23 protein-coding genes are annotated in these 26,227 nt (G+C 71.4%); 10 read left to right on the forward strand and 13 right to left on the reverse strand.

Annotation, left to right across the window (positions count from 1 at the left end; translation table 11 throughout):
* Positions 1–50: 50 nt before the first annotated feature.
* The 5 genes from IEY81_RS09810 to IEY81_RS09830 all read right to left on the reverse strand — a co-directional run bounded on the left by IEY81_RS09810 (position 51) and on the right by IEY81_RS09830 (position 5,552).
* On the reverse strand, positions 51–1,379 hold the full coding sequence (locus IEY81_RS09810) for a (Fe-S)-binding protein (RefSeq protein WP_189118291.1): 1,329 nt from the start codon (positions 1,377–1,379) through the stop codon (positions 51–53).
* A 4-nt stretch (positions 1,380–1,383) separates the two neighbouring features.
* Positions 1,384–2,598 carry an FAD-binding oxidoreductase gene (locus IEY81_RS09815; RefSeq protein ID WP_189118292.1) on the reverse strand — a complete coding sequence of 405 codons (1,215 nt, stop codon included), beginning with the start codon at positions 2,596–2,598 and terminating at the stop codon, positions 1,384–1,386.
* Positions 2,598–4,091, reverse strand: a complete 1,494-nt coding sequence (locus tag IEY81_RS09820) for an FAD-linked oxidase C-terminal domain-containing protein (RefSeq protein ID WP_229787629.1) — start codon at positions 4,089–4,091, stop codon at positions 2,598–2,600. Before IEY81_RS09820 ends, IEY81_RS09815 begins: the two co-directional genes overlap by 1 nt.
* 107 nt (positions 4,092–4,198) lie before the next feature.
* Positions 4,199–4,924: an SDR family oxidoreductase gene (locus tag IEY81_RS09825; protein WP_189118293.1), complete on the reverse strand. Its 726-nt coding sequence runs from the start codon at positions 4,922–4,924 to the stop codon at positions 4,199–4,201.
* A complete protein-coding gene (locus IEY81_RS09830) occupies positions 4,917–5,552 on the reverse strand; it encodes a TetR/AcrR family transcriptional regulator (RefSeq protein WP_189118294.1) in 636 nt (211 codons plus the stop codon). The genes IEY81_RS09825 and IEY81_RS09830 overlap by 8 nt, the downstream gene beginning before the upstream one ends.
* 221 nt (positions 5,553–5,773) lie before the next feature.
* Between IEY81_RS09830 and IEY81_RS09835 the strand changes: the two genes are divergently transcribed.
* From IEY81_RS09835 to IEY81_RS09880, 10 genes are read left to right on the forward strand one after another with little or no spacing between them, the layout of a single operon-like run.
* Positions 5,774–7,132 carry an MFS transporter gene (locus IEY81_RS09835; RefSeq protein WP_189118295.1) on the forward strand — a complete coding sequence of 453 codons (1,359 nt, stop codon included), beginning with the start codon at positions 5,774–5,776 and terminating at the stop codon, positions 7,130–7,132.
* Positions 7,133–7,175: 43 nt separating this feature from the next.
* Positions 7,176–8,111 (forward strand): 3-carboxyethylcatechol 2,3-dioxygenase, encoded by a 936-nt coding sequence (locus IEY81_RS09840; protein WP_189118296.1) that lies wholly within the window; start codon positions 7,176–7,178, stop codon positions 8,109–8,111.
* Positions 8,108–8,998: an alpha/beta fold hydrolase gene (locus tag IEY81_RS09845; RefSeq protein ID WP_189118297.1), complete on the forward strand. Its 891-nt coding sequence runs from the start codon at positions 8,108–8,110 to the stop codon at positions 8,996–8,998. The genes IEY81_RS09840 and IEY81_RS09845 overlap by 4 nt, the downstream gene beginning before the upstream one ends.
* Positions 8,995–9,789 carry a 2-keto-4-pentenoate hydratase gene (locus IEY81_RS09850; protein ID WP_189118298.1) on the forward strand — a complete coding sequence of 265 codons (795 nt, stop codon included), beginning with the start codon at positions 8,995–8,997 and terminating at the stop codon, positions 9,787–9,789. Before IEY81_RS09845 ends, IEY81_RS09850 begins: the two co-directional genes overlap by 4 nt.
* 6 nt (positions 9,790–9,795) lie before the next feature.
* Positions 9,796–10,281 carry a nuclear transport factor 2 family protein gene (locus IEY81_RS09855; RefSeq protein WP_189118299.1) on the forward strand — a complete coding sequence of 162 codons (486 nt, stop codon included), beginning with the start codon at positions 9,796–9,798 and terminating at the stop codon, positions 10,279–10,281.
* Positions 10,278–11,054, forward strand: coding sequence for an HpcH/HpaI aldolase family protein (locus IEY81_RS09860; RefSeq protein ID WP_189118300.1), 777 nt, complete (start codon positions 10,278–10,280; stop codon positions 11,052–11,054). The genes IEY81_RS09855 and IEY81_RS09860 overlap by 4 nt, the downstream gene beginning before the upstream one ends.
* Positions 11,051–12,676 carry a bifunctional 3-(3-hydroxy-phenyl)propionate/3-hydroxycinnamic acid hydroxylase MhpA gene (gene mhpA, locus IEY81_RS09865; RefSeq protein WP_189118301.1) on the forward strand — a complete coding sequence of 542 codons (1,626 nt, stop codon included), beginning with the start codon at positions 11,051–11,053 and terminating at the stop codon, positions 12,674–12,676. The genes IEY81_RS09860 and mhpA overlap by 4 nt, the downstream gene beginning before the upstream one ends.
* Entirely contained in the window at positions 12,673–14,688 is a 2,016-nt protein-coding gene (locus IEY81_RS09870; protein ID WP_189118302.1) for a flavin-containing monooxygenase, read from the forward strand. Before mhpA ends, IEY81_RS09870 begins: the two co-directional genes overlap by 4 nt.
* Before the next feature lie 7 nt (positions 14,689–14,695).
* Positions 14,696–16,252 carry an FAD-dependent monooxygenase gene (locus IEY81_RS09875; protein ID WP_373292227.1) on the forward strand — a complete coding sequence of 519 codons (1,557 nt, stop codon included), beginning with the start codon at positions 14,696–14,698 and terminating at the stop codon, positions 16,250–16,252.
* Positions 16,253–16,286: 34 nt separating this feature from the next.
* Positions 16,287–17,120, forward strand: coding sequence for a fumarylacetoacetate hydrolase family protein (locus IEY81_RS09880; RefSeq protein WP_189118304.1), 834 nt, complete (start codon positions 16,287–16,289; stop codon positions 17,118–17,120).
* A 27-nt stretch (positions 17,121–17,147) separates the two neighbouring features.
* Here IEY81_RS09880 and IEY81_RS09885 read toward each other — a convergent pair whose 3' ends face one another.
* The 8 genes from IEY81_RS09885 to IEY81_RS09920 all read right to left on the reverse strand — a co-directional run bounded on the left by IEY81_RS09885 (position 17,148) and on the right by IEY81_RS09920 (position 26,225).
* Entirely contained in the window at positions 17,148–18,512 is a 1,365-nt protein-coding gene (locus IEY81_RS09885) for a prolyl oligopeptidase family serine peptidase (RefSeq protein WP_189118305.1), read from the reverse strand.
* A 48-nt stretch (positions 18,513–18,560) separates the two neighbouring features.
* Positions 18,561–19,514, reverse strand: a complete 954-nt coding sequence (locus IEY81_RS09890; RefSeq protein ID WP_189118306.1) for a PaaX family transcriptional regulator — start codon at positions 19,512–19,514, stop codon at positions 18,561–18,563.
* On the reverse strand, positions 19,511–20,731 hold the full coding sequence (locus IEY81_RS09895) for a cytochrome P450 (protein ID WP_189118307.1): 1,221 nt from the start codon (positions 20,729–20,731) through the stop codon (positions 19,511–19,513). The genes IEY81_RS09890 and IEY81_RS09895 overlap by 4 nt, the downstream gene beginning before the upstream one ends.
* Complete coding sequence (locus IEY81_RS09900; RefSeq protein ID WP_189118308.1) at positions 20,732–22,372, reverse strand: PhnE/PtxC family ABC transporter permease; 1,641 nt, start codon at positions 22,370–22,372, stop codon at positions 20,732–20,734.
* Positions 22,369–23,148, reverse strand: a complete 780-nt coding sequence (gene phnC / locus IEY81_RS09905) for a phosphonate ABC transporter ATP-binding protein (RefSeq protein WP_189118309.1) — start codon at positions 23,146–23,148, stop codon at positions 22,369–22,371. Before phnC ends, IEY81_RS09900 begins: the two co-directional genes overlap by 4 nt.
* 7 nt (positions 23,149–23,155) lie before the next feature.
* Positions 23,156–24,142 carry a phosphate/phosphite/phosphonate ABC transporter substrate-binding protein gene (locus IEY81_RS09910; protein ID WP_268244491.1) on the reverse strand — a complete coding sequence of 329 codons (987 nt, stop codon included), beginning with the start codon at positions 24,140–24,142 and terminating at the stop codon, positions 23,156–23,158.
* Between the two features lie 137 nt (positions 24,143–24,279).
* Positions 24,280–25,374 (reverse strand): MSMEG_0565 family glycosyltransferase, encoded by a 1,095-nt coding sequence (locus tag IEY81_RS09915; protein WP_189118311.1) that lies wholly within the window; start codon positions 25,372–25,374, stop codon positions 24,280–24,282.
* Positions 25,371–26,225 (reverse strand): carbon-nitrogen hydrolase family protein, encoded by an 855-nt coding sequence (locus tag IEY81_RS09920; RefSeq protein WP_189118312.1) that lies wholly within the window; start codon positions 26,223–26,225, stop codon positions 25,371–25,373. The genes IEY81_RS09915 and IEY81_RS09920 overlap by 4 nt, the downstream gene beginning before the upstream one ends.
* Positions 26,226–26,227 lie beyond the last annotated feature (2 nt).

The raw sequence follows: 26,227 nt of genomic DNA on the forward strand, positions 1-26,227 counted from the left end.
GGGTTCGTGGTGTGGGAGAGGAGCGGAGCCCCCGAGTGGGGGTGGGTGGGTCAGATGGTGCGGGTGCGCAGCTCCTCGGGCGAGGAGCCGCTGATCGAGGCGTCGAGCACCTCGACGAGATGGGCCATGCCGAGGCGGTGTCCCTGCGCCGCGATCGACGAGGCGACCTGCAGCAGACAGCCCGGGTTGGCGGTGACGAGCACCTCGGCGCCGGTGGCGACGATGTTGCGCGCCTTGCGCTCGCCCAGCTCGCGGGCGGGCTCGGGGTTCAGGATGTTGTAGATGCCGGCCGAGCCGCAGCAGATCTCGCCCTCGGCGATCTCGCGCAGCTCGACGCCCGGGATGCCTCGCAGCAGGGCGCGGGGCTGGCTGCGTACGCCTTGGGCGTGGGCGAGGTGGCAGGCGTCGTGGTAGGCGATGGTGAGGTCGAGCGGGTGGCGCTCGGCGACCGGGCCGAGCTCGTCGAGGATCTCGGCGATGTCGCGCACCTTGGCCTCGAAGGCCTCGGCCTTGGCCGCGTACGCGGGGTCGTCGGCGAGCAGCCGGGCGTAGTCCTTAAGGGTCGAGCCGCAGCCGGCGGCGTTGATGACGATGTGGTCGACGCCGGCGTCCTCGAACGTGTCGATGATCCGGCGCGCGTAGGTCTGGGCCTCCTCCTCGCGGCCGTTGTGCACCGAGAGCGCGCCGCAGCAGCCCTGGCTCGGCGGGATCACCACGTCACAGCCCTCGGCGGCGAGCACCCGCGCGGTCGCGGCGTTGACCCCGGGGAAGAAGGCGCCCTGCACGCAACCGGTGAGCATGCCGACGCTCGCCCGCCGCTCCCCCACCGCCGGCATCAGCTCGGGCAGCGGGTCGGCGTCCGTGATCGTCGGTGCGAGCCGCTCCATCGCGGCCAGGTGCGGTGCCATCCGGTCGAGCAGACCGGTGCTGCGCAGCCTGCGGTCCAGGCCGGTACGCTGCAGCAGCTTGAGCGGTCCACGCATGGCCCGGAGCCGCTTGGGGTGCGGGAAGATCGAGAAGATCAGCGCGCGCAGCGCCTTCTCCTTGGGCGTACGCCGGTGGTTGCGCTCCACCTGGGCGCGGGTCTGCTCGATGAGGGTGTCGTAGCGGACGCCGGAGGGGCAGGCGGTCACGCACGACATGCAGCCCAGGCAGCTGTCCCAGTGCTGCACCATCGAGTCCGACATCGGCTCGCCCTCGAGGCCCTCCTTCATCAGGTAGAGCCGCCCGCGCGGCGAGTCCATCTCCTCGCCCCACAGCACGTAGGTCGGGCAGGTCGGCAGGCAGAAGCCGCAGTGCACGCAGTCGCCGAGCAGGTCGCTGTCGGGCGGGTGGTGCTCGTCGAAGGCGCCCATCTGGCGGATGTCCATGTCCGTCATGCGACTAGATCCCTCCTACGAAGCGGCCCGGGCTGAGCCGGTGGTCGGGGTCGAACTCGTCCTTGACCCGGCGCATCAGCTCCAGGCCCGGGACCGGCCCCCACAGGTCGAGCTGCGGCTTGACCGAGGTCGGGGCGTCGAGGACGACGGCGCTGCCGCCGTGGCGCAGCGCGGCCTCGCGCAACCGGGTGAGCCGTGCCTGGATCTCGGTGAGGTCCTGGTCGGCCGGCATCGCGACGTACGCGACACCGGCACCGGCCGAGCCGCGCAGCCCGAGCTCGCCGGCTGCCTCGATGACGTCGGCGAGCCCGGAGAGCCGGAAGGTCACCTTGATCCCGAGGTGTGTGCTGCTCATGTCGGCCCATGGATAGCGGCCCCAGGACTCCGGCGGCTCCTCGTCGACCGTGGCGCCGGGCAGCAGCCCGGACAGCACGGCCGTACGCCCCGCCACCCCCTCCGGACGACCCTCGACCAGCACGGCGACCTCGATGCCGTCGCCGGTGGCGTCGACTTCGAGAGCTGCCGGCACCGTCTGGGAGTGCAGGACCGCCCGGGCGAGCTCGGCGGCATGGGAGGCGTCGCGGGCGGCGACGGTGACCCAGCGACGGGTCTGCGGGACCGGGTGGAGCCGGAAGGTCGCCTCGGTGACGACGGCCAGGGTGCCCATCGAGCCGACCAAGAGCTTGCCGACGTCGTAGCCGGCGACGTTCTTGACCACCTTGCCACCGGCCTTGGCCACGACCCCGTCCGCGCGCACGATCGTGACGCCGATGAGCAGGTCACGCATCGTGCCGGCCAGCATCCGCAGCGGGCCGCTGGTGTTGGCAGCCAGGGTGCCGCCGACGGTGGCGCCGGCGATCGTCTCGTCGAGCGCGAGCCGCTGGCCGGCGGTGGCGACGTGCTCCTTCAGCCGGCTCAGCGGCGTGCCCGCGCCAACAGTGGCGATCAGGTCGCCGGCGGCGTGCTCGCGCACCCCGTCGAGAGCAGAGAGGTCGAGCAGGACGTCGGCGGAGGTCGGCGGGTTGCCCCAGTCGAGCTTGGTGCCGGCGCCGGTCGGGATCACCGACTCCCCCGCCGCCGCGGCATCGCGCATGATCTGGGCGACCTCGGCGGTGTTCGTGGGGCGCTCGGTGCGACCGGGGCGTACGCCTGCGACGGACCATGTTGGTCTCGCCACGCTCGCTTCGCTCGCGGCTCGACCAGCGAGGGACTCGCTCATCAGAAGACCTCCGCCACGCCGGCCTCCTGGAGCGGATGGGCGCCCTGCCGGCGGCCCGGTCGCTCTCCGCACAGCCGCGGCGTCGGGAAGACCTTGCCCGGGTTGGAGATCCGGTCCGGGTCGAACGCGCAGCGGATCAGCTGCATCGTGTCGAGGTCCTCGGCGGCGTACATCTTCGGCATGTGGGCGGCCTTGTCGGCGCCGACGCCGTGCTCGCCGGTGATGGAGCCGCCGTGCTGCAGGCAGAGGTCGAGGATGCCGCGGCTGACCGCCTCGGCCGCCTCCCCCGCGCCGGGGACGGCGTCGTCGAAGAGCACCAACGGGTGCAGGTTGCCGTCGCCGGCGTGGAAGACGTTGGCGACGCGTACGCCGGAGCGCTCGGAGAGGTCGGCGATCGCGCGGAGCACCTCGGGCAGGGCGGTGCGCGGGATGACGCCGTCCTGGACGATGTAGTCGGGGCTGATCCGGCCGACGGCGGCGAAGGCCGACTTGCGGCCCTTCCAGATCAGCACCCGCTCCTCGGGCGTCTGCGCGGTGCGCAGCTCGAAGGCGCCGGTCTCCTCGCAGAGCCGCACCACGTCGGCATACTCGGCGTCGACCTCGGTCGCCGGGCCGTCGAGCTCGATGACCAGCACCGCGCCCGCACCGTCCGGGTAGTTGCAGGCGACCGCCGCCTCGGCGGCCTCGATCGCGAGCGCGTCCATCATCTCGATCGCCGCCGGGACGATGCCGGCCGCGATGATCGCGGAGACGGCGGCGCCGGCACGGTCGGTGGAGTCGAAGCCGACCAGCAGGGTGACGACTTTCTCCGGCAGCCGCACCAGCCGCACGGTCACCTCGGTGACGATCCCGAGGGTGCCCTCGGAGCCGACCACCGCCCCGAGCAGGTCATAGCCGGGACTGTCCGGAGCGTCCCCGCCCAGACGCACCTGCTCGCCCTCGGCGGTGACGAACTCGGCGGCGAGGACGTGGTTGGTGGTGAAGCCGTACTTGAGGCAGTGGGCGCCGCCGGAGTTCTCCGCGACGTTGCCGCCGATCGAGCAGACCTGCTGGCTGGAGGGGTCGGGCGCGTAGTAGTAGCCGTCCGGCGTGCTCGCCCGGGTGACGTCGAGGTTGATCACCCCGGGCTCGACGACGGCCCGCTGGTCGTCGCGCCGGACCTCCTTGATCGCCCGCAGCCGCGAGGTCACCACGAGCACCCCCTCCGCGTGCGGCAGGCTGCCGCCGGAGAGGCCGGTGCCCGAGCCGCGGGCTACGTACGGGATCTGCTGCTCGGCGCAGCACCGCACGATGCCGGCCAGCTGCTCGGCGGTCTCCGGGATCACGACCAGCGCCGGCGTCACCCGGTAGTGGGCCAGCCCGTCGCACTCGTAGGTGCGCAGCCGGGCGCGGTCGGTGATCACGCCCTCTTCGGGAAGGAGCTCGCGCGCCCTCTGGATGAGGATCTCCAGGGGTGTCGCGCCGGTGGTCTCGACGTCTGCAGGCAGGCCCATCCGCTCCCTCGATTTCGTATCGTGGAATCTTCCTTCTGCCCCCTGGAACATTAAGGGAAGAAGGGCGGCAAGGGCAATGGTTTCCTGTGACTCAGGTCACCATGCGATCAGACGGCGCGCATCTCCCCTCCGTCGACGCGAAGGTTCTGACCCGCGATGTAGGCAGACTCCTCACCGGCGAGGAAGCGTACGACCCGGGCGAGCTCGGCCGTGCTCTGCGCGCGACGCAGGGGGATGCCGGTGGTCCACTCGGGCGGAACGGTGGTCGGGTCGTCCTTGGTCAGGCCGGTCAGCACGTTGTTCATCCGGACACCCTGAGGGCCGTACTCGTTGGTGTAGAGCTTGGTGAAGGTGGCCAGACCGGCGCGCATCGTCACCGAGACCGGGAACATCGCACTGGGCTCGAAGACCCCGGCGGTGGAGATGTTGACGATCGTGCCGCGGGACTCCATCAGGTGGGGCGTGGCCAGGCGCGCCATCCGGACGACGTTCATCAGGTACATGTCGAACCCGGCCGCCCACTCCTCGTCGCTGATCTCGAGGACCGGACCGCGAGCCGCGTGGCCGCTGCTGTTGACGACGGTGTCGATGCGGCCGTAGCGCTCCACGGCCAGGTCGACGCACGCGCGCAGGTCGTCGGTGCTGGTGTTGGAGCCGTCGACGCCGGCTCCACCGAGGGACTCCGCGAGCTCGCGCGCCCGGCCCGAGGGCGACATCGCGACCACACGATAGCCGTGGCCGGCGAGCTCGCGCACGCAGGCGGCGCCGATGCCGGAGCCGCCGCCGACCACGACGGCCACGCGCTCGGGACCGGTGAAGATGGGCTCAGACATGCGCGTACTCCTTCAGACGGGAGGCGACCAAGGACTCGAGCGCGTCGGCGGTCAACGACGCGTAGCGGTCGAAGTCGGTGTCGTCACCGGCGGCCGCGGCGACACGGAACCCGTCGGTGAGGGCACGCCCCATGACGGCCATGTCGTGGGCGAGCTCGGCGGCGACGTCGTCCGGCACACCGTCGTAGGTCGTGCGCAGCAGCGAGGTGACCGACTCGAACATCTTCCTGCGGATCTCGAGGTAGCGCTGGCGGGCGAGGTTGTCCTCGAGCCGCCGCTCGAAGGCGAAGACCAGACCGATGCTCCAGAACGCCGCGGCCGGGTCGGCCAGGTCGGCCGAGGCCGCAGCCGACCTGCTGATCGTGTTGTGCAGGAGCTCTCGCATGTCGCGGACCGGCGCGGTGCTCTCCTGCCAGACCTCGTAGCAGTAGTCGAGCAGCTCGACGAAGAGCTGCTCCTTGTTCTTGAAGTGCCAGTAGACCGACCCGATCGGCAGGCCGGAGACCCGGGCGACGTCGGCCATGGTCGTGCCCTCGTAGCCGGCCTCGACAGCCCGCGACAGGACCGCCTCCAAGATCGCCCGTTTGGACCCGGCCGATGCCTGGTGGGCCTTGCGCTTCTCAGTCATTCGATCCCTCACCGCCGCGAGACGCGGCACAAACAAATTTCGAAGTCGACCTTGACACATCCATGTGTCGACCGTCACTCTATCAATCCTAGAACGCAGATTCTAGAACCTTTCTTCTACGGTCGCGACCCGGCGCGATCACTCCCCCTGCGCCCGCAGGCTCGTCCTCCTTCGACGTCGCCCGCGCAGCTCCAAGACAGACCACTGGCAGAAGAGGCCTCATGAAGATCACCGATCAGATCGGCAACCAGAAGATGAGCGGGCTCCAGATACGAGCCGTCGTCGTCGCCATCACCCTCGTGGTTCTCGACGGCTACGACGTCTCGCTGACCTCGTTCTCGGCGCCGTACCTCGAGCAGGGCTTCGGGGTCTCCAAGGCTCAGCTCGGACTGGTGATGTCCGGCGCCCTGATCGGCATGCTCGTCGGCTCGATCGTGGTCGCGCCGCTGGCGGACCGCATCGGCCGCCGTCGGATGGGCATCATGGCGACCATCACCATCGCGGTCGGCATGTTCATCGGACCGTTCGCCTCCATCGAGACCGGGACCTGGCCGCTCGTCCTGAGCCGGATCATCACCGGTGTCGGCATCGGCGCGCTGGTCGCCGTCGTCGGCGTCATCCTCTCCGAGTACACCGGCAAGCGCGTCTACCCGCTGGTGATGGCGATCTACGCCGCCGCCATCAACATCGGCGGACTGCTCGGATCGGTGATCGTCGGCCCGATGCTCGCCGAGAACGGCTGGCAGTACGGCTGGTGGGTCGGCTTCGCGCTGAGCGCCATCGCGGCGATCGCGACCTTCTTCCTGCTGCCGGAGTCGCTGGCCTGGCTCTCGGAGGGCAAGCGCCCCGACTCGCTGGCACGCCTCAACGCCATCCTGGTCAAGATGGGACGTCCGGCCCTCGCCGCCCTGCCGGAGACGGACTCGGTCAAGGTCAAGGCCGACGGCGCGCTGCGTACGGTCTTCACCGGCCGCGCCGGCTTCTACTCGGTGCTGATGATCGTCGGCTACATCGCCTACATGATCAGCTTCTACTTCATGACCAACTGGTCGGCGGCCACCGTCGCCGGCGCCAACCGCAACCCGGCCCTCGCCTCCTCGATGGTCGCCGCGTTCAGCATCGGCGGCATCCTCGGCAACGTCGTCTTCGGCTTCATCGGCAACCGGGTCAACCTGCGCATCCTCACCCCGGTCTTCCTGGTGGTGGCCACCGGCGCGCTGTCGCTCTTCGGCATCGTCGGCCCGAGCATGCCGACCGCGTGGTGGACCCTCTTCCTCGCCTCGTTCTTCGTCTGCTCCGGCACCGCCGGCTTCTACGCGATCGTCCCCTCGCTCTACCCGACGCTGGCCCGCTCGACCGGGTTCGGGATCGTCATCGGCGCCGGCCGCTTCGGTGGCATCGCCGCCCCGATCGTCGGCGGCGCCGCCTTCGACGCCGGCATGAGCATGGGCGCAGCGTTCACCGTCTTCGCGCTCCCGATGCTCCTCGCCGCCGTCTGCATCGTCGTCCTGCACCTGTCCCTGAAGAACAGCGCCGCTGCTGCCGTCGAGCAGCCCGCCCCTGTCGGCACCGCTGTCTGAACCGATCCCGATCCACGACCAACGAAACACGAAAGGCAACAGCATGTCGCTCGCTGTCGCTGCGCTCTCCCACGCCCCGTCCTTCGGGAACGTCGACCCCGGTGGCACCACCTTCGCCGAGATCACCTCCGCGATCGAGGAGGTGCAGGGGTTCGTCAAGGACTACGACCCCGACCTGGTCGTCGTCTTCGGCCCCGACCACTTCAATGGCCAGCTCTACTCGCTGATCACCCCCTGGGTCATCGGCGCGGTCGCGGAGGGCGTGGGTGACTACAACACGACCGCCGGGCCGCTGCCGGTCGACGGCGACGCCGCCCGCTGGTTCCACGACGCCGTCCTGAGCGAGGGCATCGACATCGGCCGCAGCGAGCAGATGAAGGTCGACCACGGTGTCGTCCAGCCGCTCGACTTCGTCTTCGGGAAGGACTTCACCCAGCCGGTCGTCCCGGTCTTCGTCAACGCGATCGGGCTGCCGCTCTCCCCGATGCAGCGCGTCCGTCTCATGGGCGAGGCCTTCGGCCGCGCCGCCCAGCGCCTGGACAAGAAGGTGCTCTTCCTCGCCTCCGGCGGGATCTCGCACAGCCCGCCGATCCCGCGCTGGGAGGGCGCCCCCGGCACCGTGCACGAGCGGCTCATCGCGTACGCCCCCACCCGCGAGGAGCGGCAGGAGCGCGAGCAGATGATCGTCCGCGGCATCCAGGCGATCGCGGACGGCAAGGCGCCCAGCGACCCGTTGAACGAGGAGTGGGACGAGCTCGTCCTCGATGTCCTCCGCTCCGGCGACCTGACCCCGGTCGACTCCTGGGAGAACGGCTGGTTCAGCGCGGAGGGCGGCTCGGCGGCCCACGAGATGCGCAGCTGGATCGCTGCCTACGCGGCGCTGTCGACGGCCGGTTCCTACCGGATGGAGGTCGACCACTACTGGCCGGTCGAGAACTGGGGCGCCGGCTTCGCGATCCAGGCTGCGATCACCGCATGAGCAGCGCACACCTGGCGACCTTCTGGGAGGAGATCGCCGATCTCGAGCACACGCTGCGGTACGTCGAAGCCGACGGCTACCGCACCCGGGTGCTCGACTTCCCGGCCTCCTCCCCCGACGCCCAGACCGTCGTCCTCGCCAACGGCACCAGCGGCCACATCGAGGCCTGGACCCAGAACGTACGCGCGCTCGTGGAGGCCGGCTTCCGGGTCGTCGGCTACGACTATCCCGGCCACGGTTACACCACGCTCGCCGACCACCCGCTGGAGATCGCCGACTACTCCGAGCACCTCCTCGCCCTGCTCGACGCGCTCGGCCTCGACCGGGTGCACCTGGCCGGGGAGTCGCTCGGCGGCTGGCTCGCGCTGAAGTTCGCCCCGAAGCACCCCGAGCGGCTGCGTACGGTCATCCTGTCCGCGCCGGGAGGCCGGATGCTCGAGGAGCCCCAGCTCGACAAGACCCAGTCGGTCGGCGCCCGCGCGGTGAGCGAGCCGACCTTCGAGAACGTCAAGAAGCGGCTCCAGGTCGTCATCCACGACCCGGAGCTCATCACCGACGAGCTCGTCCGGGTGCGGCAGGCGATCTACTCGCGCGAGGGCTTCAGCATGGCCAACGTCTCCGCGCTCCGCGAGCCGGAGACCCGCTGGCGCAACCGCGTCACCGACGACGACTTCGCCGCGCTGCCGGTGCCCGCGCTGATGGTGTGGACCGACAACGAGCCGACCGGTGACGCCGCCGAGGGCGAGCGGCTGTGCGGCCTGATCCCGGACGGCGAGTACCTGCTGATCCGCGGTGCCGCGCACTGGCCGCAGTGGGAGGGCGCCGAGGAGTTCAACGCCGCGGCCTGCGCCTTCCTGACCAAGCACAGCGCGGAGGAGACCTCGTGAGCGTCGACCGAGAGACCATCGAGACGATCGCGCGGGAGCTCTTCGAGGCCAAGCGCGACGTGCGCACCGTCCCCTACGTCAGCCCGCGGCTGCCCGAGCGGGACCTGGACGCGGCGTACGCGATCTCGGCCGAGTTCGCCCGGCTCCGGGAGACCGAGCTCGGGGTGCGCCGGGTGGGCCGCAAGGTCGGCCTGACCAACCCGCTGGTGCAGGAGCGCGTCGGCATCGACGAGCCCGACTACGGGATCATCCACGACGACATGGCGCACGCCTCCGGGGTGCACCTCCCGCTCTCGCGCTACAACCGGCTGCTCATCGAGGCCGAGGTCGCCTTCGGCATCAAGACGGACATCCTCGACGCCTCTCGCGAGGCCGTCGAGGCCGCGATCGACTTCGTGACGCCGGCGTTCGAGGTCGTCGACTTCCGCTACGGCGGCTCGGTCGGGCAGATCGTCGACACCATCGCCGACAACGCCGGCTGCAGCGGGATCGTGCTCGGCGAGGAGAAGCACGCGTACGGCGAGGTCGACCTCACCGGCGTGGAGATGGTCATCACCGGCGGCGACGTCGAGATCACCCGCGGGATCGGCAAGAACGTGCTCGAGGACCCGGTCAACGCGGTGATCTGGCTCGCCGAGACCGCGCTGCGCACCGGCGAGCCGCTGCGGGCCGGGGAGATCCTCCTGTCGGGCTCCATCGGATACATCGAACCCTGGCCGGCCGACGTCGAGTGCGTCGCCACCATCACCGGACTCGGTCGCGTGGTCGCGACCGCCGACTCGAAAGGCTGAGAGAACATGAGCGACTACCGCCCCGTGGACGTGACCACCCGCGTCGAGATCGAGCAGCTCATCTCGGAGATGCTCTACCGCCTGGACCACAACCAGGCCGACACGACCTGGGAGCTCTACACCGAGGACGGCGTCTCGGTCGGCCCGATGGGCGACATGGACCGGGAGAAGATGAAGGTCTGGGGTGCCAAGCGCGCCGCGCAGACCGACATCGTCGGCCGCCACTTCATCGGCGCCATCCGGCTGGTGCGCGCCGCCGACGCCGAGGACGAGGTCGAGGGCACGGTGCAGTACCTCACCTTCCGCGACTCGAACGAGCCGCAGACCGAGCCGGCCTCGGTCGGCGAGTTCCGCGAGCGCTACCGCCGCGTGGACGGCGAGTGGCGGTTCGTACGCCGGCAGATCGTGCCGCTCTTCGGTGGTGCGGCTGCGGCGGCGCACGCCGCTCGGCTGGCCGACCGTGCTGAGGACCGGGCCGGAGCCGCGAGGTGAAGGCTGCGGCGCTCGGGGGCAGCGCTCCCGTCCTCTACCACCAGACGCTGCCGTCCTTCTCGATCCCCGAGTGGGCGGCGGCCGCCGGCTACGACGGCGCGATCCTCGACCTGCAGCACGGCGAGCTGGGTCTCGAGCCGGCCTGCGGCATCCTCCGCTCGCTCCCGCGGGAGAACGCCTACGCCTACGCGCGCGTCGGGTCGACCGACCCGGCCACGATCCTCCGGCTGCTCGACAGCGGCGCCCGCGGCATCATCGCGCCGACCATCGAGTCTCGCGCGGAGACCGAGGCGCTGGTCGCCGCCACCAAGTACCTCCCGGTCGGCAACCGCAGCCTCGGCCCCTCGCGGCCCGCGCTCTACACCGGGAAGTCCTACACCGAGGCAGGCAACCTCGCCGTCTCCACGATCGCCCAGATCGAGACGCGCGTCGGGGTCGAGAGCGCCGAGGAGATCATCGCCACCCCCGGCCTGGACTCGGTCTACATCGGCCCGGCCGATCTGGCGGTCTCCTACGGCCTGCCCGGCCGCGGCGACTGGACCGACGGACCCGTGCTCGACGCGATCACGCATCTGCGCGAGCTCACCAGCGCGCACCACGTGACGCTCGGGATCTACTCCGGCCAGCCCGCCTACGCCGCCGACCTCCTCGCCGACGGCCGGGTCGACTACGTCGGCCTCGGCATCGACCTCGTCCTGCTGAACCGTGCGTTCGGCGACTCCATCACCGCGCTCCAGTCCGCGCGCAGCACCACGACGGAAACGACACCATGACCACCACCGATACCGACGTCATCATCATCGGGGCCGGGCCCGTCGGGCTGACCCTCGCCAACCTCCTCGGCCAGCAGGACGTACGCGTCGTGCTGCTCGAGCGGGAGGACCGGCTCGTCGACTACCCGCGTGCGGTCGGCATCGACGACGAGGCGCTGCGGACGATGCAGACCGCCGGCCTCGTCGACGAGGTGCTCCCGCACACGATCCCCGACCAGAAGATCTACATGGTCAACGGCGACCGGCTCATCCTCTCCGAGGTCAACCCGACCACCCGCGAGTTCGGCTGGCCGCGGCGCAACGGCTTCGTGCAGCCGCTGGTGGACCAGGTGCTGCTCGCCGGTCTGGACCGCTTCGACACCGTCGAGGCGCGCTTCGGCGCCGAGGTCACCGACCTGGCGGACGGCGGCGACCAGGTCACCGCGACGCTGGCCGACGGCGCCACGCTGACCGGGCGCTACGTGGTGGCGGCCGACGGCGGCGCCTCGCCGACCCGCAAGCGGCTCGGCATCTCCTTCGACGGCGAGACCCGCCCCAGCGACGGCATCGTCATCGACGTCGCGAACGACCCGATCGGCACCCCGCACGCCGTCTTCGGCGGCGACCCCGCCCGCAGCTACGCCTCGATCGCGCTGCCGCACGGCATCCGCCGCTGGGAGTTCACCCTCTTCGAGCACGAGGACGCCTCGGTCGTCGACGACGACGAGTTCGTCTTCGACCTGCTGCGCCCGCACGTGCCGGACCCGACCCGGCTCGACATCATCCGGCGCCGCGTCTACCGCCACCACGCCCGCATCGCGGGCTCGTTCCGCGCCGGCAACATCATCCTCGCCGGCGACGCCGCGCACGTGATGCCGGTCGTCGGCGGCCAGGGCTGGAACTCCGGAATCCGCGACGCCTTCAACCTCGGCTGGAAGCTGGCCGCGGTCGTCAACGGGCACGCCGACGAGAAGCTCCTCGACACCTACGAGGTCGAGCGGCTCAGCCACGTACGCCAGATGGTGGCCGTCTCGCTGGGCATGGCCAAGGAGATGACCGACCACGACCCCGAGAAGGCCGCCGAGCGCGACCGGATCGCCGCCGCCCGCACCCCCGAGGAGCGGGAGGCGCAGAAGCGGCAGGCGTTCAAGCCGCAGCCGAAGTTCGACGCCGGTGTGATCGTGCAGACGCCGTTGCCGACCTTCAAGTCGCTGCCGGCGCGCGAGGTCGCGCGGACGGCCGGCACGATCTTCCCCCAGCCGCGCGCGACCGACACCGACGGCGTCCCGATGCTGCTCGATGACGCGACCGGGCAGGGCTGGCGGGTCATCACCTGGAACAACGACCCGATGGCGTTCCTCTCGCCCGAGAGCATCGCGACCCTGGAGCGGATCGGTGCCCGGCTCGTCCAGGTGGTGCCGAGGTCGCAGCTGCAGTGGACGGCAAAGCACACCTCGCCCGGCGTCACGGTGGTCGGCGACCTCGGTGGCGAGGAGAGCCTGCAGGCGTGGTTCGACGCCCGGCCGGTCGGCGCGGTGATCCTGCGCCCCGACCATGTCGTCGCCGCCGAGTGCCTGAGCCAGGAGCTCGACGAGGTGCTCGGCCGGGTGCTGGACGTCGCCGGGATCGAGGTCCGCCGATGAACCCCTCCCACAGCGCCGCTCACAGCCCGACCAAGGTCGACGACGTCTACTGGCGCGACGACTACTCCCCCATCGACGCCTCCGACGAGGAGCTCGCCCGCATCGTCGCAGGTGCCGATCTCCCCTCGTTGCTGACCGCGCTGGCCGCGGTGACCGGCGACCACGCCCTGATCCCGACCCACCTGCGCCCGCCGTGGCCTCCGGTCGAGACGACGCCGAAGCCGCAGGGCGGGCTCAGCGAGAGCGCGCAGGCCGAGGCCCGTGAGCTCGCGCTGGCCGGCCTGAAGCGGGTGCGCGACGAGCAGCTCACCAAGCCGCGGGCCCTCTTCCCCGAGGAGGCGCGCGCGATCGTCGAGTTCATCACCGGCGGCGCCGGCGAGGCCGACGCGGCGCTGATGATGCACGAGCTCGACCTGGTCACCGACCGTCCGGGGGCGCCGAGGTGGCGCTTCGAGGACGTCGCCCCCGACCGCGACTTCGAGGTCGCGGTCATCGGCACCGGGATGAGCGGGATCGCGGCGATGTACCGGCTCAAGCAGGCCGGGGTGCCGTTCGTGGTCTTCGAGAAGAACCCGGAGGTCGGCGGCACCTGGTGGGCCAACACCTACCCCGGCGTACGCCTGGACACCCCGACCTTCGGCTACAGCTTCTCCTTCGCGCAGCGTGCCGACTGGCGCAGCGCGTTCGCCGAGGGCGCCGAGATCGAGGAGTACGCCGTCGAGATCGTCGACCGCGCACAGCTGCGCGAGCACGTCGAGTTCGACACCGAGGTCGTCTCGATGACCTGGGACGAGGAGTCCTCGGCCTGGGAGGTCGTCGTCCGCCGTGACGGCGTCGAGCAGGTGCGCCGGTTCCACGCGGTGATCGCCGCGACCGGCCAGCTCGAGAAGCCGAACGTGCCGTCGTTCCCGGGGCAGGACGACTTCCGCGGCGTACAGATGCACTCGGCCCGCTGGAACCACGACGTCGACCTGAGCGGCAAGCGGGTCGCGGTGGTCGGCACCGGTGCGAGCGCGTACCAGATCGTGCCGAGCATCGTCGACGACGTCGCCCACCTCGACGTCTTCCAGCGCTCCGGGCCGTGGACGGTCCCGGCGCCGAACTACCACGACCCCACGCCCGAGCCCGTCGCCTGGCTGTGCGAGCACCTTCCGCACTACGGCCAGTGGTTCCGTTTCCAGGCGTTCTGGGGTGCCCGCACCGGCCGGCTGCACACGGTGAAGGTGGACCCGGAGTGGGACCGCACCGACTCGGTCTCCGAGGTCAACCTGCGGGTGCGCGAGACGCTGACGGAGATCATGCGGAAGCAGTGGGCCGCCAAGCCGGAGATGCTCGACATCGTCGTGCCCGACTACCCGCCGGGCGGCAAGCGGATGCTGCGTGACAACGGTGTCTGGGCCGAGGCGCTCCACCAGGAGCACACCCGGGTCGTCACCGCCGGGATCGAGCGCTTCACCCCGGACGGCATCGTCACCGCCGACGGTGAGGAGCATCCGGTCGACGTGGTCATCTACGCGACCGGGTTCAAGGCGTCGGACTACCTCGACCCGATCGTGGTCACCGGCCCGTCCGGCAAGACGCTCAAGGAGCACTGGAACGGTGACGCGACCGCATGGGCCGGCGTGGCCGTGCCGGGCTTCCCCAACCTCTTCCTCATCCAGGGTCCGAACACCAACTACGTGGTCAACGGGCAGTTCCACTTCATGATCGAGTGCGGGGTGGAGTTCACCACCGAGGCGATCCACCAGCTGCTCCGCCGCGCGATGGCGGCGGTCGAGGTCACCCAGGAGGCGCTGGACCGGTTCGTGGACTGGATCGACCGTGGCAACGCCGAGCGCGCCTGGGGCCAGCCGCAGGTCCAGACCTGGTACAAGAACTCGCACGGACGGGTCTCCCAGGTGTGGCCGTTCAGCCACCTGGAGTACTGGGAGCTGACCCGCGGCGCCGACTTCGACGCCGACTTCGTCCTCCGCCCGCGACAGGAAGGAGGGCTCCGTGCGCGCGCATCGTGACGTCGTCGTGGTCGGCGCGGGCCCGATCGGCATGGTCGCTGCCCTGCTGCTCGCCGAGTCCGGCGTGACCACGACGATCCTGGAGAAGCAGACGGAGCCCGGCGACCTGCCGCGGGCGATCAGCCTGCAGGACGAGTCGTTCCGCACCTTCGAGCAGATCGGGGTCGCCGACGCCCTGAAGGCCGAGTCGCTGCTCGACACCGGCAGCCGCTACTTCGGTCTCGGCGACCGGCTGCTGCTCGAGGCCCGGCCGACCGCGTCGCGGCTCGGCCACCCGGCCAAGACCCAGTTCGACCAGCCGATCCTGGAGCGTCTGCTCTGGGAGCGCACCCTCGCCCACCCCGACATCGAGTTCGTCCGCGGCGCCGAGGTCACCGGTCTGGTCCAGGACGAGGACGGCGTGACGGTCTCGGCCGTCATCGACGGCGCATCCGAGCAGATCACTGCCTCGTGGCTGATCGGTGCCGACGGCGGTCGCAGCTTCGTCCGCACGGCGCTGGGCATCGAGCTGGAGGGCACCACCCAGCCGCAGCGCTGGATCGTCATCGACCTGGCCAACGAGCCGACCGTGCGAGACCCGTTCGCCGAGTTCCACGGTGATGGCCAGCGCCCCTTCGTGCTCGTCCCCGGTGTCGACGGCCGGCTGCGTCTGGAGTTCATGCTCTTCGACGACGAGGACCCCGACGCGATGACCACCCCGGACGCCATCCGCGACCTGGTCGTCCCGAGGTTCCGCGACCACCTCGACCCTGCCGACGTACGCCGCGCCGCCGTCTACGTCGCCCACCAGCGGGTCGCGCGCACCTACCGTTCCGGCCGGGCGTTCCTGGTCGGCGACGCCGCCCACCTGATGCCACCGTTCGCGGGCCAGGGCCTCAACGCCGGCGTACGTGACGCCACCAACCTCGCCTGGAAGCTGGCCGAGGTCTGCCGCGGCCGCGCGGGCGACCGGCTGCTCGACACCTACGAGGTCGAGCGGCGTCCGCACGGGCGGTCGATGATGGTCGTCTCCCGCCGGATCGGCGCGGTGGTGATGGGGACCAACCCGGTCGCCACCCGGCTGCGCGACGCCACGGTCCGGGCGCTCAGCCTGATCCCGAGCGTACGCAGCTTCCTGGCCAACATGCGCTTCATCACGCCGCCCGACTACTCCGCCGGAGCGGTGGTGGCGCCCGAGGACGCCGCCCTCGACGGTGTCGCCGTCGGCCGGGCCCTGAGCCAGCCGGCCGTCCGGGACGCCTCGGAGAAGGAGGGCGGCCTCGATGCCCATCTCGGTCTCGGCTGGAGCCTGCTGCAGATCGGCGGCGACAGCCAGCCCGCCGTCTCGCCGTTCTGGGACGCGATCGGAGCGACCCGGGTGCGGGTCCTCGCCCCCGGTCACGCGCCGGCGGCCGGCGAGGTCGCCGAGACCACACCGGTCCTCACCGCCGGCGCCGGTCCCGCACCCACCTTCGTCCTGGTCCGCCCCGACCGCTACGTCGCCGCGGTCTTCGGTGCCGCGGGCGAGACCCGCGTCATCGACACGCTGCGGACCTTCCTCACCGAGCCCTCCCCCGTCGCCTGATCCGGCGACACCAACCACGCAACAGGAGCACCACATGAGCCAGTTCGTCAGCTACCTCCGTCCCGACCAGACCATCGCCTGGGGACGCCTCGAGGACGAGACGATCTACGACGCCACCAGCCAGGCGCCCTCGCTCGCCGCGGCCATCGCCGCCGGCGCGCTGCCCGGCCTGGCCGGCCACACCGAGAACCCGGTCGCGCTCGACGACGTCGAGCTCGCCCCGGTCATCCCCGAGCCCGGCAAGATCATCTGCATCGGCGTCAACTACCGCAGCCACCAGGACGAGATCGGCAAGGCCGCCCCCGAGGCGCCCGTCGTCTTCGCCCGCTACGCCGACAGCCAGATGGGCCACGGCGCCGACGCCCTCAAGCCGGCCTCCTCCGCGCAGTTCGACTACGAGGGCGAGCTCGCCCTGGTGATCTCCGAGCCGGCCCACAAGGTCGCGCGCGAGGACGCCTACGACCACGTCGCCGGCTACGCCGTCTACAACGACTTCTCCGTACGCGACTGGCAGCGCGCCGCCAGCCAGTGGCTGCCCGGCAAGACCTGGCCCGGGACCGGCGGCTTCGGCCCCGCCCTGGTCACCCCCGACGAGGTCGGTGACGTCACCGAGCTCGAGGTCACCACCCGGGTCAACGGCGAGGTGCGGCAGAAGGGCAAGGTCGCCGACCTGATCAACGACATCCCGGCGATCATCGAGTACGTCACCACCTTCACCCCGCTCTCACCGGGCGACGTCATCGTCACCGGCACGCCGGGCGGCGTCGGCCTCTTCATGGACCCGCAGGGCTTCATCGTCGACGGCGACGTCGTCGAGGTCGAGATCACCAGGCTCGGCACGCTCCGCAACACCGTTCGCGACGTCTGAGCCGACGTCTGAACCGACGTCTGGGCCCTACAGCCTCAGCATCGGCCGCGGGTGAGCGTCGGCGAAACGGCCGATGCCGCGGTCGAGGTCGCTCGTCGAGGCGATCCGGTCGGCGAGGCGGTTGAGCTCCGCCGGCCGGGTCGACGGTCCCCACCTGCCGGAGGTCAGCCGCTCGTGCAGCGTGGTGACGAGCGCAGCGGTCTCGGCGTCGGAGTAGGCGCAGTGACCGGGCCGGTCCACGAAGGTCTGACGCAGCAGCGGGGCATCGCCGGCGGCGCGTACGCGGTCGGCGAAGGTCCTGGCCTGGCCGACGGTCGGGGCGGTGTCGCCGGTCTCGTGGACCGACAGCACCGGCCCGGTCAGGTCGCCGGCCGGGGTCGCGTTGCGGGTCATGTAGTCGACCGCGTCCGGGTCGGCGCTGATCCGCGGGGCGGCGGCAAGCTGCGCGAGATCGCTGCGCAGGTCGAGCCCGGCCGCGGCGTACAGCTTCCGGACCAGGCCGGAGGTCTCCGACCCGGCCAGCTGGCGGGCGTAGTCGACGCCGGTGTTCCAGGAGAAGTTCCCGCCGGCGCGCTCCTCGAGCGGCTGGCGCGGGGAGACCGCGCCCCAGAGGAAGGCGGCGTACTGCTGGTGCTGCTGGGCGAGGAGGTCACCCGGCGCGGGGCGCTCGGAGCCGACCTGGGTCCAGGTCGGGATCTGCCCGACGGTGGCGGCCAGCGAGATCCGCGCGCGGCCCTCCGGGGTCTGCTGGGCCTCCTCGAGCACCTCGGCGAAGGCGGCCTGTCGCTGGGCCTCGTCGCTCACGTCGGTCAGCACGAGCCGGTCGTCGCCGGGGGCGACCAGGGTCTTCAGCACGAAGGTCGCGTCGAGCGACTGGTTGAGCATCGGTACGGCACCGCCGACCGAGCCGCACAGCGGCAGCGCGGCGTCGAAGGAGTCCGGATGTGCCTGCAGGAGCGCGACCGAGGTGAGACCGCCCATCGAGGCACCCCAGGCGACGACGTGGCGCGGCTCCCCCAGCTCGTCGGCGACGACCTCGGCCAGGTCGTCCTGGTCGCGCAGCAGGTCCTCGACCGCCCACCCGGCCGTGGCGGGTTTCGAGCCGGCCAGGGCGTACCCCTGCGAGAGCAGCCAGGTGGCGACCGGGTCCGAGGGTGACGCGGAGGCCTCTCCCCCGGCGGAGCCGCTGAACCCGGGGCTCCACACCAGCACGGTCCCGTTCCATCGTTCGGGCTCGCGGAGCAGGTAGCGGGCGCCGCTGGGCAGCGTCCCTCGTGCGGACTCCGCCGTGGCAGTCGGTGGTGCTGACTGCGATGCGGCGGGAGGCGTGGTGAAGGTGGCGGCGAGCGTCGCGCAGACGGTCGCGGCCAGGGCGAGGCGGGTTCGGAGCATGGCAGAGCCTTTCTGTGGCGTACGGCCACGGATGTCTGGTCCGAGGAGTCAGCCGTCCTGGATGAGCGCGGACGATCCGGTGAAGGTGTGATGGGTGACCAGGCCGGTCAGCTGGTCGTCGTGGCCCGACAGCGACCGGCGGAAGGCCGACTCGCCGGCGGGGCCGAGCCGGTCGTAGATCTCCGAGCAGCAGGCGTACGCCCGGAGCCCTGGGTCGTCCGCGCCGAGGAGCTCTGCGGGCAGGCGCGGGTCGGCGCGGACCAGGCTGCGCCACTCGGCCATCACGCTGGTGCGGGTCACCAGCGCCTCCTGCGGCCGGGCCCGGAGACCGTCGATCTCCGCGAGCATCGGCTGCCAACGGCCGCAGAACTCCTGGTATCCGGCCCGGAGCTCCGCCAGCCCGAACGCCTGGTCGAGCATGCTCGGCGTGGCGCCGCCGGGGAGGCGGGCGTCCGCGAAGACGGTCAGGCGGGCCGGATCGAAGCCGGGAAGCTCGTCGGCAGCCAGCCCGTCGGCCAGGGCGCGCACCTCCTCCGACCGGTCTCCGGGACGGATCCAGAGGGCGTCGTAGAGGTTGCCGAAGTGCAACCGACGCAGTCCGTCACGCAGGGCGCGCCGGGCGGCGGTGGCGCCCTCCGGCAGGGAGAAACCGACCACGGTCCAGGTGCCGTCCCACGGTGGCGGGACGTGGCTCATGAACAGGGCGCGGACGTGGCCGTCGAGCGTCTCGCGGCTCTGGGTGTGGACCGCGTACCTGGTCTGGCGACCCTCCCGCTGACCCACGAGGAAGCCCCGGGCCGCCAGCCGCTGGATCGCCGCCCGGGCGCCCGCGGGCGTGACGTCGAAGATGCCCAGCAGGTCGACGAGCGCAGCCGACGGGATCGCCTCGCTGCGCCCGAACCAGTAGTCGCCGAGCAGCACGGTCAGCAGCTGTTGCGAGCGCGGTCCCTGCTGGAACCGCGGCAGGCTCGGATCCCTGACGGCGGCGCGTACGTCGGTCACGAGTCGCCTCCGCGGAGGGAGACCGGGGCGGCGCGCGGGCCGTACTCGAGCCAGTTCATCATCTCGACCTCGCCGGCGAGCTCGAACCACTCCGTCCCGGTCAGCACCGTCTCGAGCGCGATGCGGAGCTCGACCCGGCCCATCGTCGCCGCCGGGCAGCGGTGGGCGCCGCGGCCGAAGGCGAGATGGGAGTTGTTGGACCGTCGGAGCACGAACTCGTCGGGCCGCTCGAAGACCGACTCGTCACGGTTCGCGGAGGGGAAGATCAGCGCGATCGGCTCCCCCTCGCGCACCTCGCGACCGTGGACGACCGTGTCGCGGCGGGCCGTCCGGGCGAAGACCCGGTAGGGCGCATGCAGCCGCAGCAGCTCCTCGATCGCGACCGGGATGTCCTCCGGGTGCTCGCGCAGGTGGCGCTGCAGGTCGGGGTCGGTCGCCAGATGCACCAGGCAGCTGCCCAGCGCAGCCTGCGGGGCGCCCATCCCGGCGACGATCATCTGCCGGATCGTGGCGATCGCGGACTTCTCGGTGATCTCGTTCTCCGGGTCGGCGGCGGCGTGATGGAGGCTCGCGACCAGGTCACGGCTCGGGTCGGGAGAGGTCGCGAGCCGGTCCCGGTAGACCCGCTCGGCCACCCGGTAGAGCTCGGCGCTGCACTCGGCGATGACGGCGTCGTCCATGTCCTGGATCGCGAACGAGTAGCGGACCCCGACCTCGCGGATGTGTCGCGCGAGCGCCGCCGGGACGCCGAGGAACGCGGCGAAGCAGTCCACGACGTACGGAGCGGCGAAGTCGCGTACGGCATCAGGGCTCTGCGCCGCCATCAGGCCCTGCAGGAGCTCCTCGGCGCTGGCCCGGAAGCGGGCCTCGTGCGCGCGCACGTTGACGCCGCGCAGGACCGGGTCGATGGCCTGGCGGTAGGCGGTGTGCTCGGGCGGGTCGAAGTGGAGCGGCGGCCGCCGCGAGGAGCGCGGCACGTGCGGCACCACGTTCTGCACCGAGGTGATGAACAGCTCGTCGTCGCCGGTCACCCGGAGCACGTCCGCGTAGGTGGTCGCCGCCCAGAAGCCGCCGAAGGCGTCGCTCCAGGGGAACGGGTTGCTGGCGCGCAGCTCGGCGTACTCCTGGTGGGCGCTGCCGAAGGTCTCCTCCAGCGCCGGCTCCCACTCGGAGCCCCGCATCGGGCAGCGGCCGGGACGTGGTCGACTCGTGTCCACTCAGATCACCTTCTTCCGGGCCCAGCGGGCGACCGCCTCGAGGGCGACGACCACCACGACGAGACAGATCAGCACGCCCGCGGTGGTGCCGTAGTCGAGCGTCGCGACCGACTCCTGCAGCACGAACCCGACACCGCCCGCACCGACGATCCCGAGCACTGCCGACTCGCGCAGCGCCAGGTCGGAGGTGAACAGGCTGTTGCCGATGAGCGAGGGTACGAAGCGGGGCCAGACGCCGCTCACGAAGACCTGCAGCCGGGAGGCGCCGGTGGCCTCGAGCGCCCTCAGCGGCGCCGGGTCGACGTTCTCCAGCGAGTCGGTGAAGAACTTCGCGGCCAGCGCGGTGCAGGAGATCGACAGCGCGAGGAAGCCGGCGAACGGGCCGAGCCCCAGGGCGGCGACGAACACCAGGGCGTAGATCACGTCGGGCACCGAGCGGATCAGCACGACCAGGATGCGCAGCAGCGCGGACAGCGGCGCGAACCGGATCAGGTGAGGGCTGGAGAGGACGGCGATCACCAGGCCGGCGACCACGCCGACCGTGGTGGCGGTCAGCGCCATCACCAGGCTCTCGAAGATGCCGGTCACCACGGCCGGGTCGATCACCGGCGGCACGAATCCGGCGAGCAGGTCGAGCGTGCTCTGCCACGACCGCGACAGTCTGCCCGGGTCGAACCGCACCTGGGTGAGCGCGAAGAGCAGCGCCCCCGCGAACACGACCGCACTCCCCGTACGCAGCGCCCGGCCGCGGTTCCAGCCCGGACGGGTCGGGTCGGGCGTGCGGCGGTAGAGCTCGGCGACGGTGCCGTCGTGGGCGTGCTCGGCGACCGCGCGCTGGCTCAGGAAGGAGATCAGCTCGAGGGCCAGCAGGAGGACGGCGATGACCACGATGATCCCGGCCGCGAGGTGGTAGTTCAGGCTGCCGATCGCGGTCTGCAGGGCGACGCCGATGCCGCCGGCGCCGACGAGACCGAGCACCGCGGAGGCACGGATGTTGATGTCCAGCCGGTAGAGCACCAGGCTCGAGACCGACGGCATCGCCCGCGAGAGCGTGGTGGCGACGAAGCTCTGCAGGCGCGAGGAGCCGACGGCGTCGATCGACTCGCGCGGGGCCGGGGTCAGCTCCTCGAAGACGTCGGTCATCATCTTGGCGATCATCCCGACCGAGTGGAACGCGATCGCCAGAGCGCCGGCGAAGGGGCCGAGCCCGAAGATGCGTACGAAGACGATCGCGAAGACCAGTGACGGCACCGCGCGGGTGACCACGATCAGGCCTCGGGCCAGCCACTGGACGGGCTTCGGTCCGGTGAAGTCGCGGGAGGCGGCGGCCGCCAGCGGCAGCGAGACGAGGGCGGCGATGCCGGTGCCGGCCAGCGCGATCCACAGGGTCTCCAGGACGAGCCCGAGCAGCGCCGGCACCAACCCGAAGGTCACCGGCACCATCCGCGCGAGCAGGCGCGAGATGTCGCTGGCACCGTCGCGCAGCGCGGCCAGGTCGATCGCGATCCACCAGGTGCCGAAGAGCGCGACGGCGACGTAGCCCAGCGGGATCAGCCAGGTGGCGACCGCTGCCCGCGGTGGTCGTGGCTCGCGTGCCTCGGACGTCACCGGCGCGGGCCGCACGGGCGTGGACACGCTCATGCGGCCGCGCGGTCGGAGTAGATGGAGCGCAGCTCGGTCTCGTCGGTCTGCGAGGTCGCTCGGTCGAGGACGATCGCGCCGTCGCGTACCGCCACGATCCGGTCGGAGATCCTCAGCGCGAGGTCGACCTGGTGGAGCGAGCAGACGACGGTGAACCCGTCCTCGGCGCTGAGCCGGCGCAGGGTCTCGAGGACCGACAGGCTGGCGCTGGGGTCGAGGGAGGCGACCGGCTCGTCGGCGAGCACGATCTCGGCGTCCTGCATCAGGGTGCGCGCGATCGCGACCCGCTGCTGCTGGCCTCCCGAGAGCGTGTCGCAGCGCTGGAAGCGCTCCTCGAGGAGGCCGACGCGCTCGAGGTTCTCCGCCGCACGCACGCGCAGGTCGCGCGGGTAGGTGGAGACGCCGTAGCGCGGCATCCGTAGCGAGCCGAGCGCACCCATCAGCACGTTCTCCATCGCGCTGAGCCGGCCGACGAGGCCGAACTGCTGGAAGACGAAGCCGATGCGGGTACGCAGCTGCTGGAGCTCGCGGCGCGAGCAGGTCGCCGGTTCGGAGCCGAGCACCGAGACCCGTCCGGCCGTCGGCAGGTGGCTGCCGTTGAGGAGGCGCAGCAGCGTCGACTTGCCGGCGCCGGAGGGGCCGACCAGCGCCACGAAGTGGCCGGGGCTGATCTCCAGGTCGATGTCGGAGAGGACCTGCTTGTGGCCGAAGGACATCCCCACGTCGTGGAGCTGCACGCTGGGCCCGTTCTCGGGCCGGGTTGCAGAGGCGCTCATGTCCGGGTCACTCCTCGCGGCAGACGTCGGCGTCGGTGACGTCGCAGATCTTGCGGATCGGGTCGAAGACGGCATCGGTGGCCGGCTCGAAGGCGAAGGCCCCGGTGCCGCCCCACTCACAGGCCTTCTTCCCGGCGTACTCCTCACCCCAGGGCGCCGGCGCCTCGCGCTCGGCCCCCTCGCACAGCCCGTCCTCGGCGGCGCTCACCGCGTCGTAGTCGGTCATCGCGGCGGTGACGTCCTTGCGTACGTCCTCGGGAAGCCAGTTGCCGACCACCATCGGCGAGCCGGGCAGACCGTCCGAGGTCCAGATCTTGGTGACGTCGCCCTCCTTGATGACGCCCTTGGCCGGCAGGATGTCGTCGATGAAGGTCGAGGCGGCGAAGGCGGCGTCGCAGTCGCCCGCGAGCATCTGCGTCACCGCGGTGTCGTGACCGCCGGCGAAGACCGGGTTGATGTCCTTCTCCGGGTCGAGCCCGGCCTCGATCAGCCCGGCCGAGGCGGCCAGGTAGCCGGTGGTCGAGGCGGGGTCGGTGAAGCAGACGTCGGCGCCCTTCAGGTCCTCGATCGAGGAGATGTCCGAGCCCGCCTTGACCACGCCGTAGGAGTTCACGGTGCCGGAGCCGGGATCCGGGGTGAGCTGGTCGATCGCGACCGGGCTGATGTCGGCGACGTCCTGGGCCAGGTAGTAGGAGAAGGCGCCGTAGACGGCCACGTCGACCCGCTCGGCGACCTGCGCCTCGATCACCCCGGCGTTGCTGCTCACGGTCTCCATCGAGACATCGAGCCCGGTCTTCTTCTCGATCGCGGCCACCACGGGCTCGAAGGACTTGGCGAGATCCTCGCCGTCCTCGGTCGGCACGACCGCGAAGACGAGCTCGGAGGGATCGTCGGAACCCGACGAGCCCCCGCGAGCGTTCGGGCTCTCCGCACATCCGGAGGCGACGAGTGCCACGGCGGCGAGACTGACGGTGAGGGAAAGGGCCAGGCGCATGGGTGTGCTCTCTGTGCGGAGGCGGCTCACGAGCCACTTCGGTGTCTTGGTGTGCGCAGATGTGTGGCCTATTGCATCCGAGAAGTGCGCGGCGTGATCGGCGTCACAGACAAAACAAGCAGGAATCCTGTCGGTTGTCAATCATTCCGAACTCGCTCGTAGAAGTCTCGGTGCGCGCGGGCGGCGCCGATCCAGGTGTACGCCGCCGCGAGGTCCCGTCCGGGCGTCGGGTCCGGCGGTGCGTCCAGGACGGCGTCGAGCGACGCGGCGATCTCGTCCGGCGTCGAGGCGTAGGCGACGCGTCCGCCGAAGACCTCGCGCAGCACAGGCAGGTCGCGCGCAACCACGGGTACGCCGGCGGCGAGCGCCTCCAGGGCGGCGAGACCGAAGCCCTCCTTGGTCGAGACCATCGCGAGCGCGCTCGCCTCGGCCACCAGAGGTGGGAGCTCGTCCTCCTCGAGCACGCCGGTGACGACGACGCGCACGCCCAGCTCGCGCGCCCGGGCGTCGAAGGTCGCCCGGTAGTCGCGGTAGTCGAAGAGCGTCTCGCCGCCGCCGAAGACCAGGGTGAGGTCCTGATGGCGAGGATCGGAGCAGCGGAGCGCTGCGTACGCCTCGAGCAGGTCGAGCGACCCCTTGCGCGGCTCGATCCCGCCGAGGGCGAGCACGTAGCGGTCGAGCTTCGCTCGCCAGGCGGCGCGTCCGGCCACGTCCTCGGCAGCGCGGGCGAACCGGGCGGCGTCGACGCCGTTGGGGATGACGGTCGGGGCGAGCCCCCAGCCCGCGGAGACCTCGTCGGCCACCGACTGCGAGACACAGATGTGGGCGTAGGGACCGACGACCGCCTTCTCGTGGCAGGCGGCGAGCTGTGGGGTGGTGAAGTGGTCGAGGTGATGGATGGTGCGGATGCAGGGAAGGGCTGCGTTGGCGCTGATGCAGTCCTGGGCGTGCACTATCTCGTAGCGATGGCGCTGCTGTGCGAAGGCAGTCCTGAGCACCTCGATGGAGCGCACGATCCGCTCGCCCACGCTCTCCCCCTCCCGCGCCTCGAACGGCACCGCGTGGACCGTGACAGCGGGGTCGACAGGACGGAAGAACGCCGTGTCGCCGTGGCGGCCCAGTGTCCACACGTGCACCTCCTCCCCGAGCGCGGCCAGCGCCTCGGCGAGCGCCAGGGTGTGCACGACCCCGCCGCGCGGCCGGGTGGAGTAGGTGAGCAGAGCGATCCTCAACGTGGGCTCCTCGGATAGGTGTAGGCCGTCGGGGACAGCTCCTCGAGATGGTGGAGCACCCGTCGGGAGCGGGCGACCTCCGCCTCGACGTCGATCTCCGCGACGGCGAGCCCGCCCTTGGAGGTGGTGCGAGCCAGGATGTCGCCGCCGGGCCCGACGATCTTGGCCTGGCCCAGGAATCGCAGACCGCCCATCACCCCGGTCTGGTTCGCAGAGACCCAGACGACCTGGTTCTCGGCCGCGCGGGCCTGGTCGTAGAGATCGAAGAGCCGCGACTGCCGGTCCTGCGGGAGCCGGGAGGCACGGTCGGTCACCGAGGCCGGCCAGGCCGAGAGGCAGGCGATCACCGCAGCTCCGTCCAGGGCCAGGGTGCGGGCCGCCTCGGGGAAGGTCTTGTCGTAGTCGATGAGCATCCCGAGCCGCCCGACCGGGGTGTCGAAGGCCGCGAACCGCTCCCCCGCCGCGTAGACGAGCGACTCGCCGGCGGGCTGGTGCACCTTGCGGTGGCGGCCGAGGACCCCGTCGCCGCTGAGGCACACGGCCGAGTTGTAAAGCAGCGGTTCTCCGTCGGCGACGGCCTCCTCGGTGTAGCCGAGGCAGACCACCATCTCGCCGGCCGCGGCGATCAGCCGGCCCAGCTCGACGGAGTCCTCGGTGAGAGCGGGCGGCAGGGCGTACGGGTCGGGGTGTCGCAGGTCGGAGAGGTAGCCGCCGAGGGTCGCGTCGGGGAGGACCAGCAGGCCGACGCCGTGGCGGCGGGCGTCCTCGAGAATCCCTTCGACCTTGGTGAGCGCCCGGGTCAGGTCGCGCCCGAAGTGAGCAGCGGCCGCCCCGATCCGCACGATCGACATGC

Source organism: Nocardioides luteus, from assembly GCF_014648595.1.
GTDB classification, from domain to species: Bacteria; Actinomycetota; Actinomycetes; order Propionibacteriales; family Nocardioidaceae; genus Nocardioides; species Nocardioides luteus.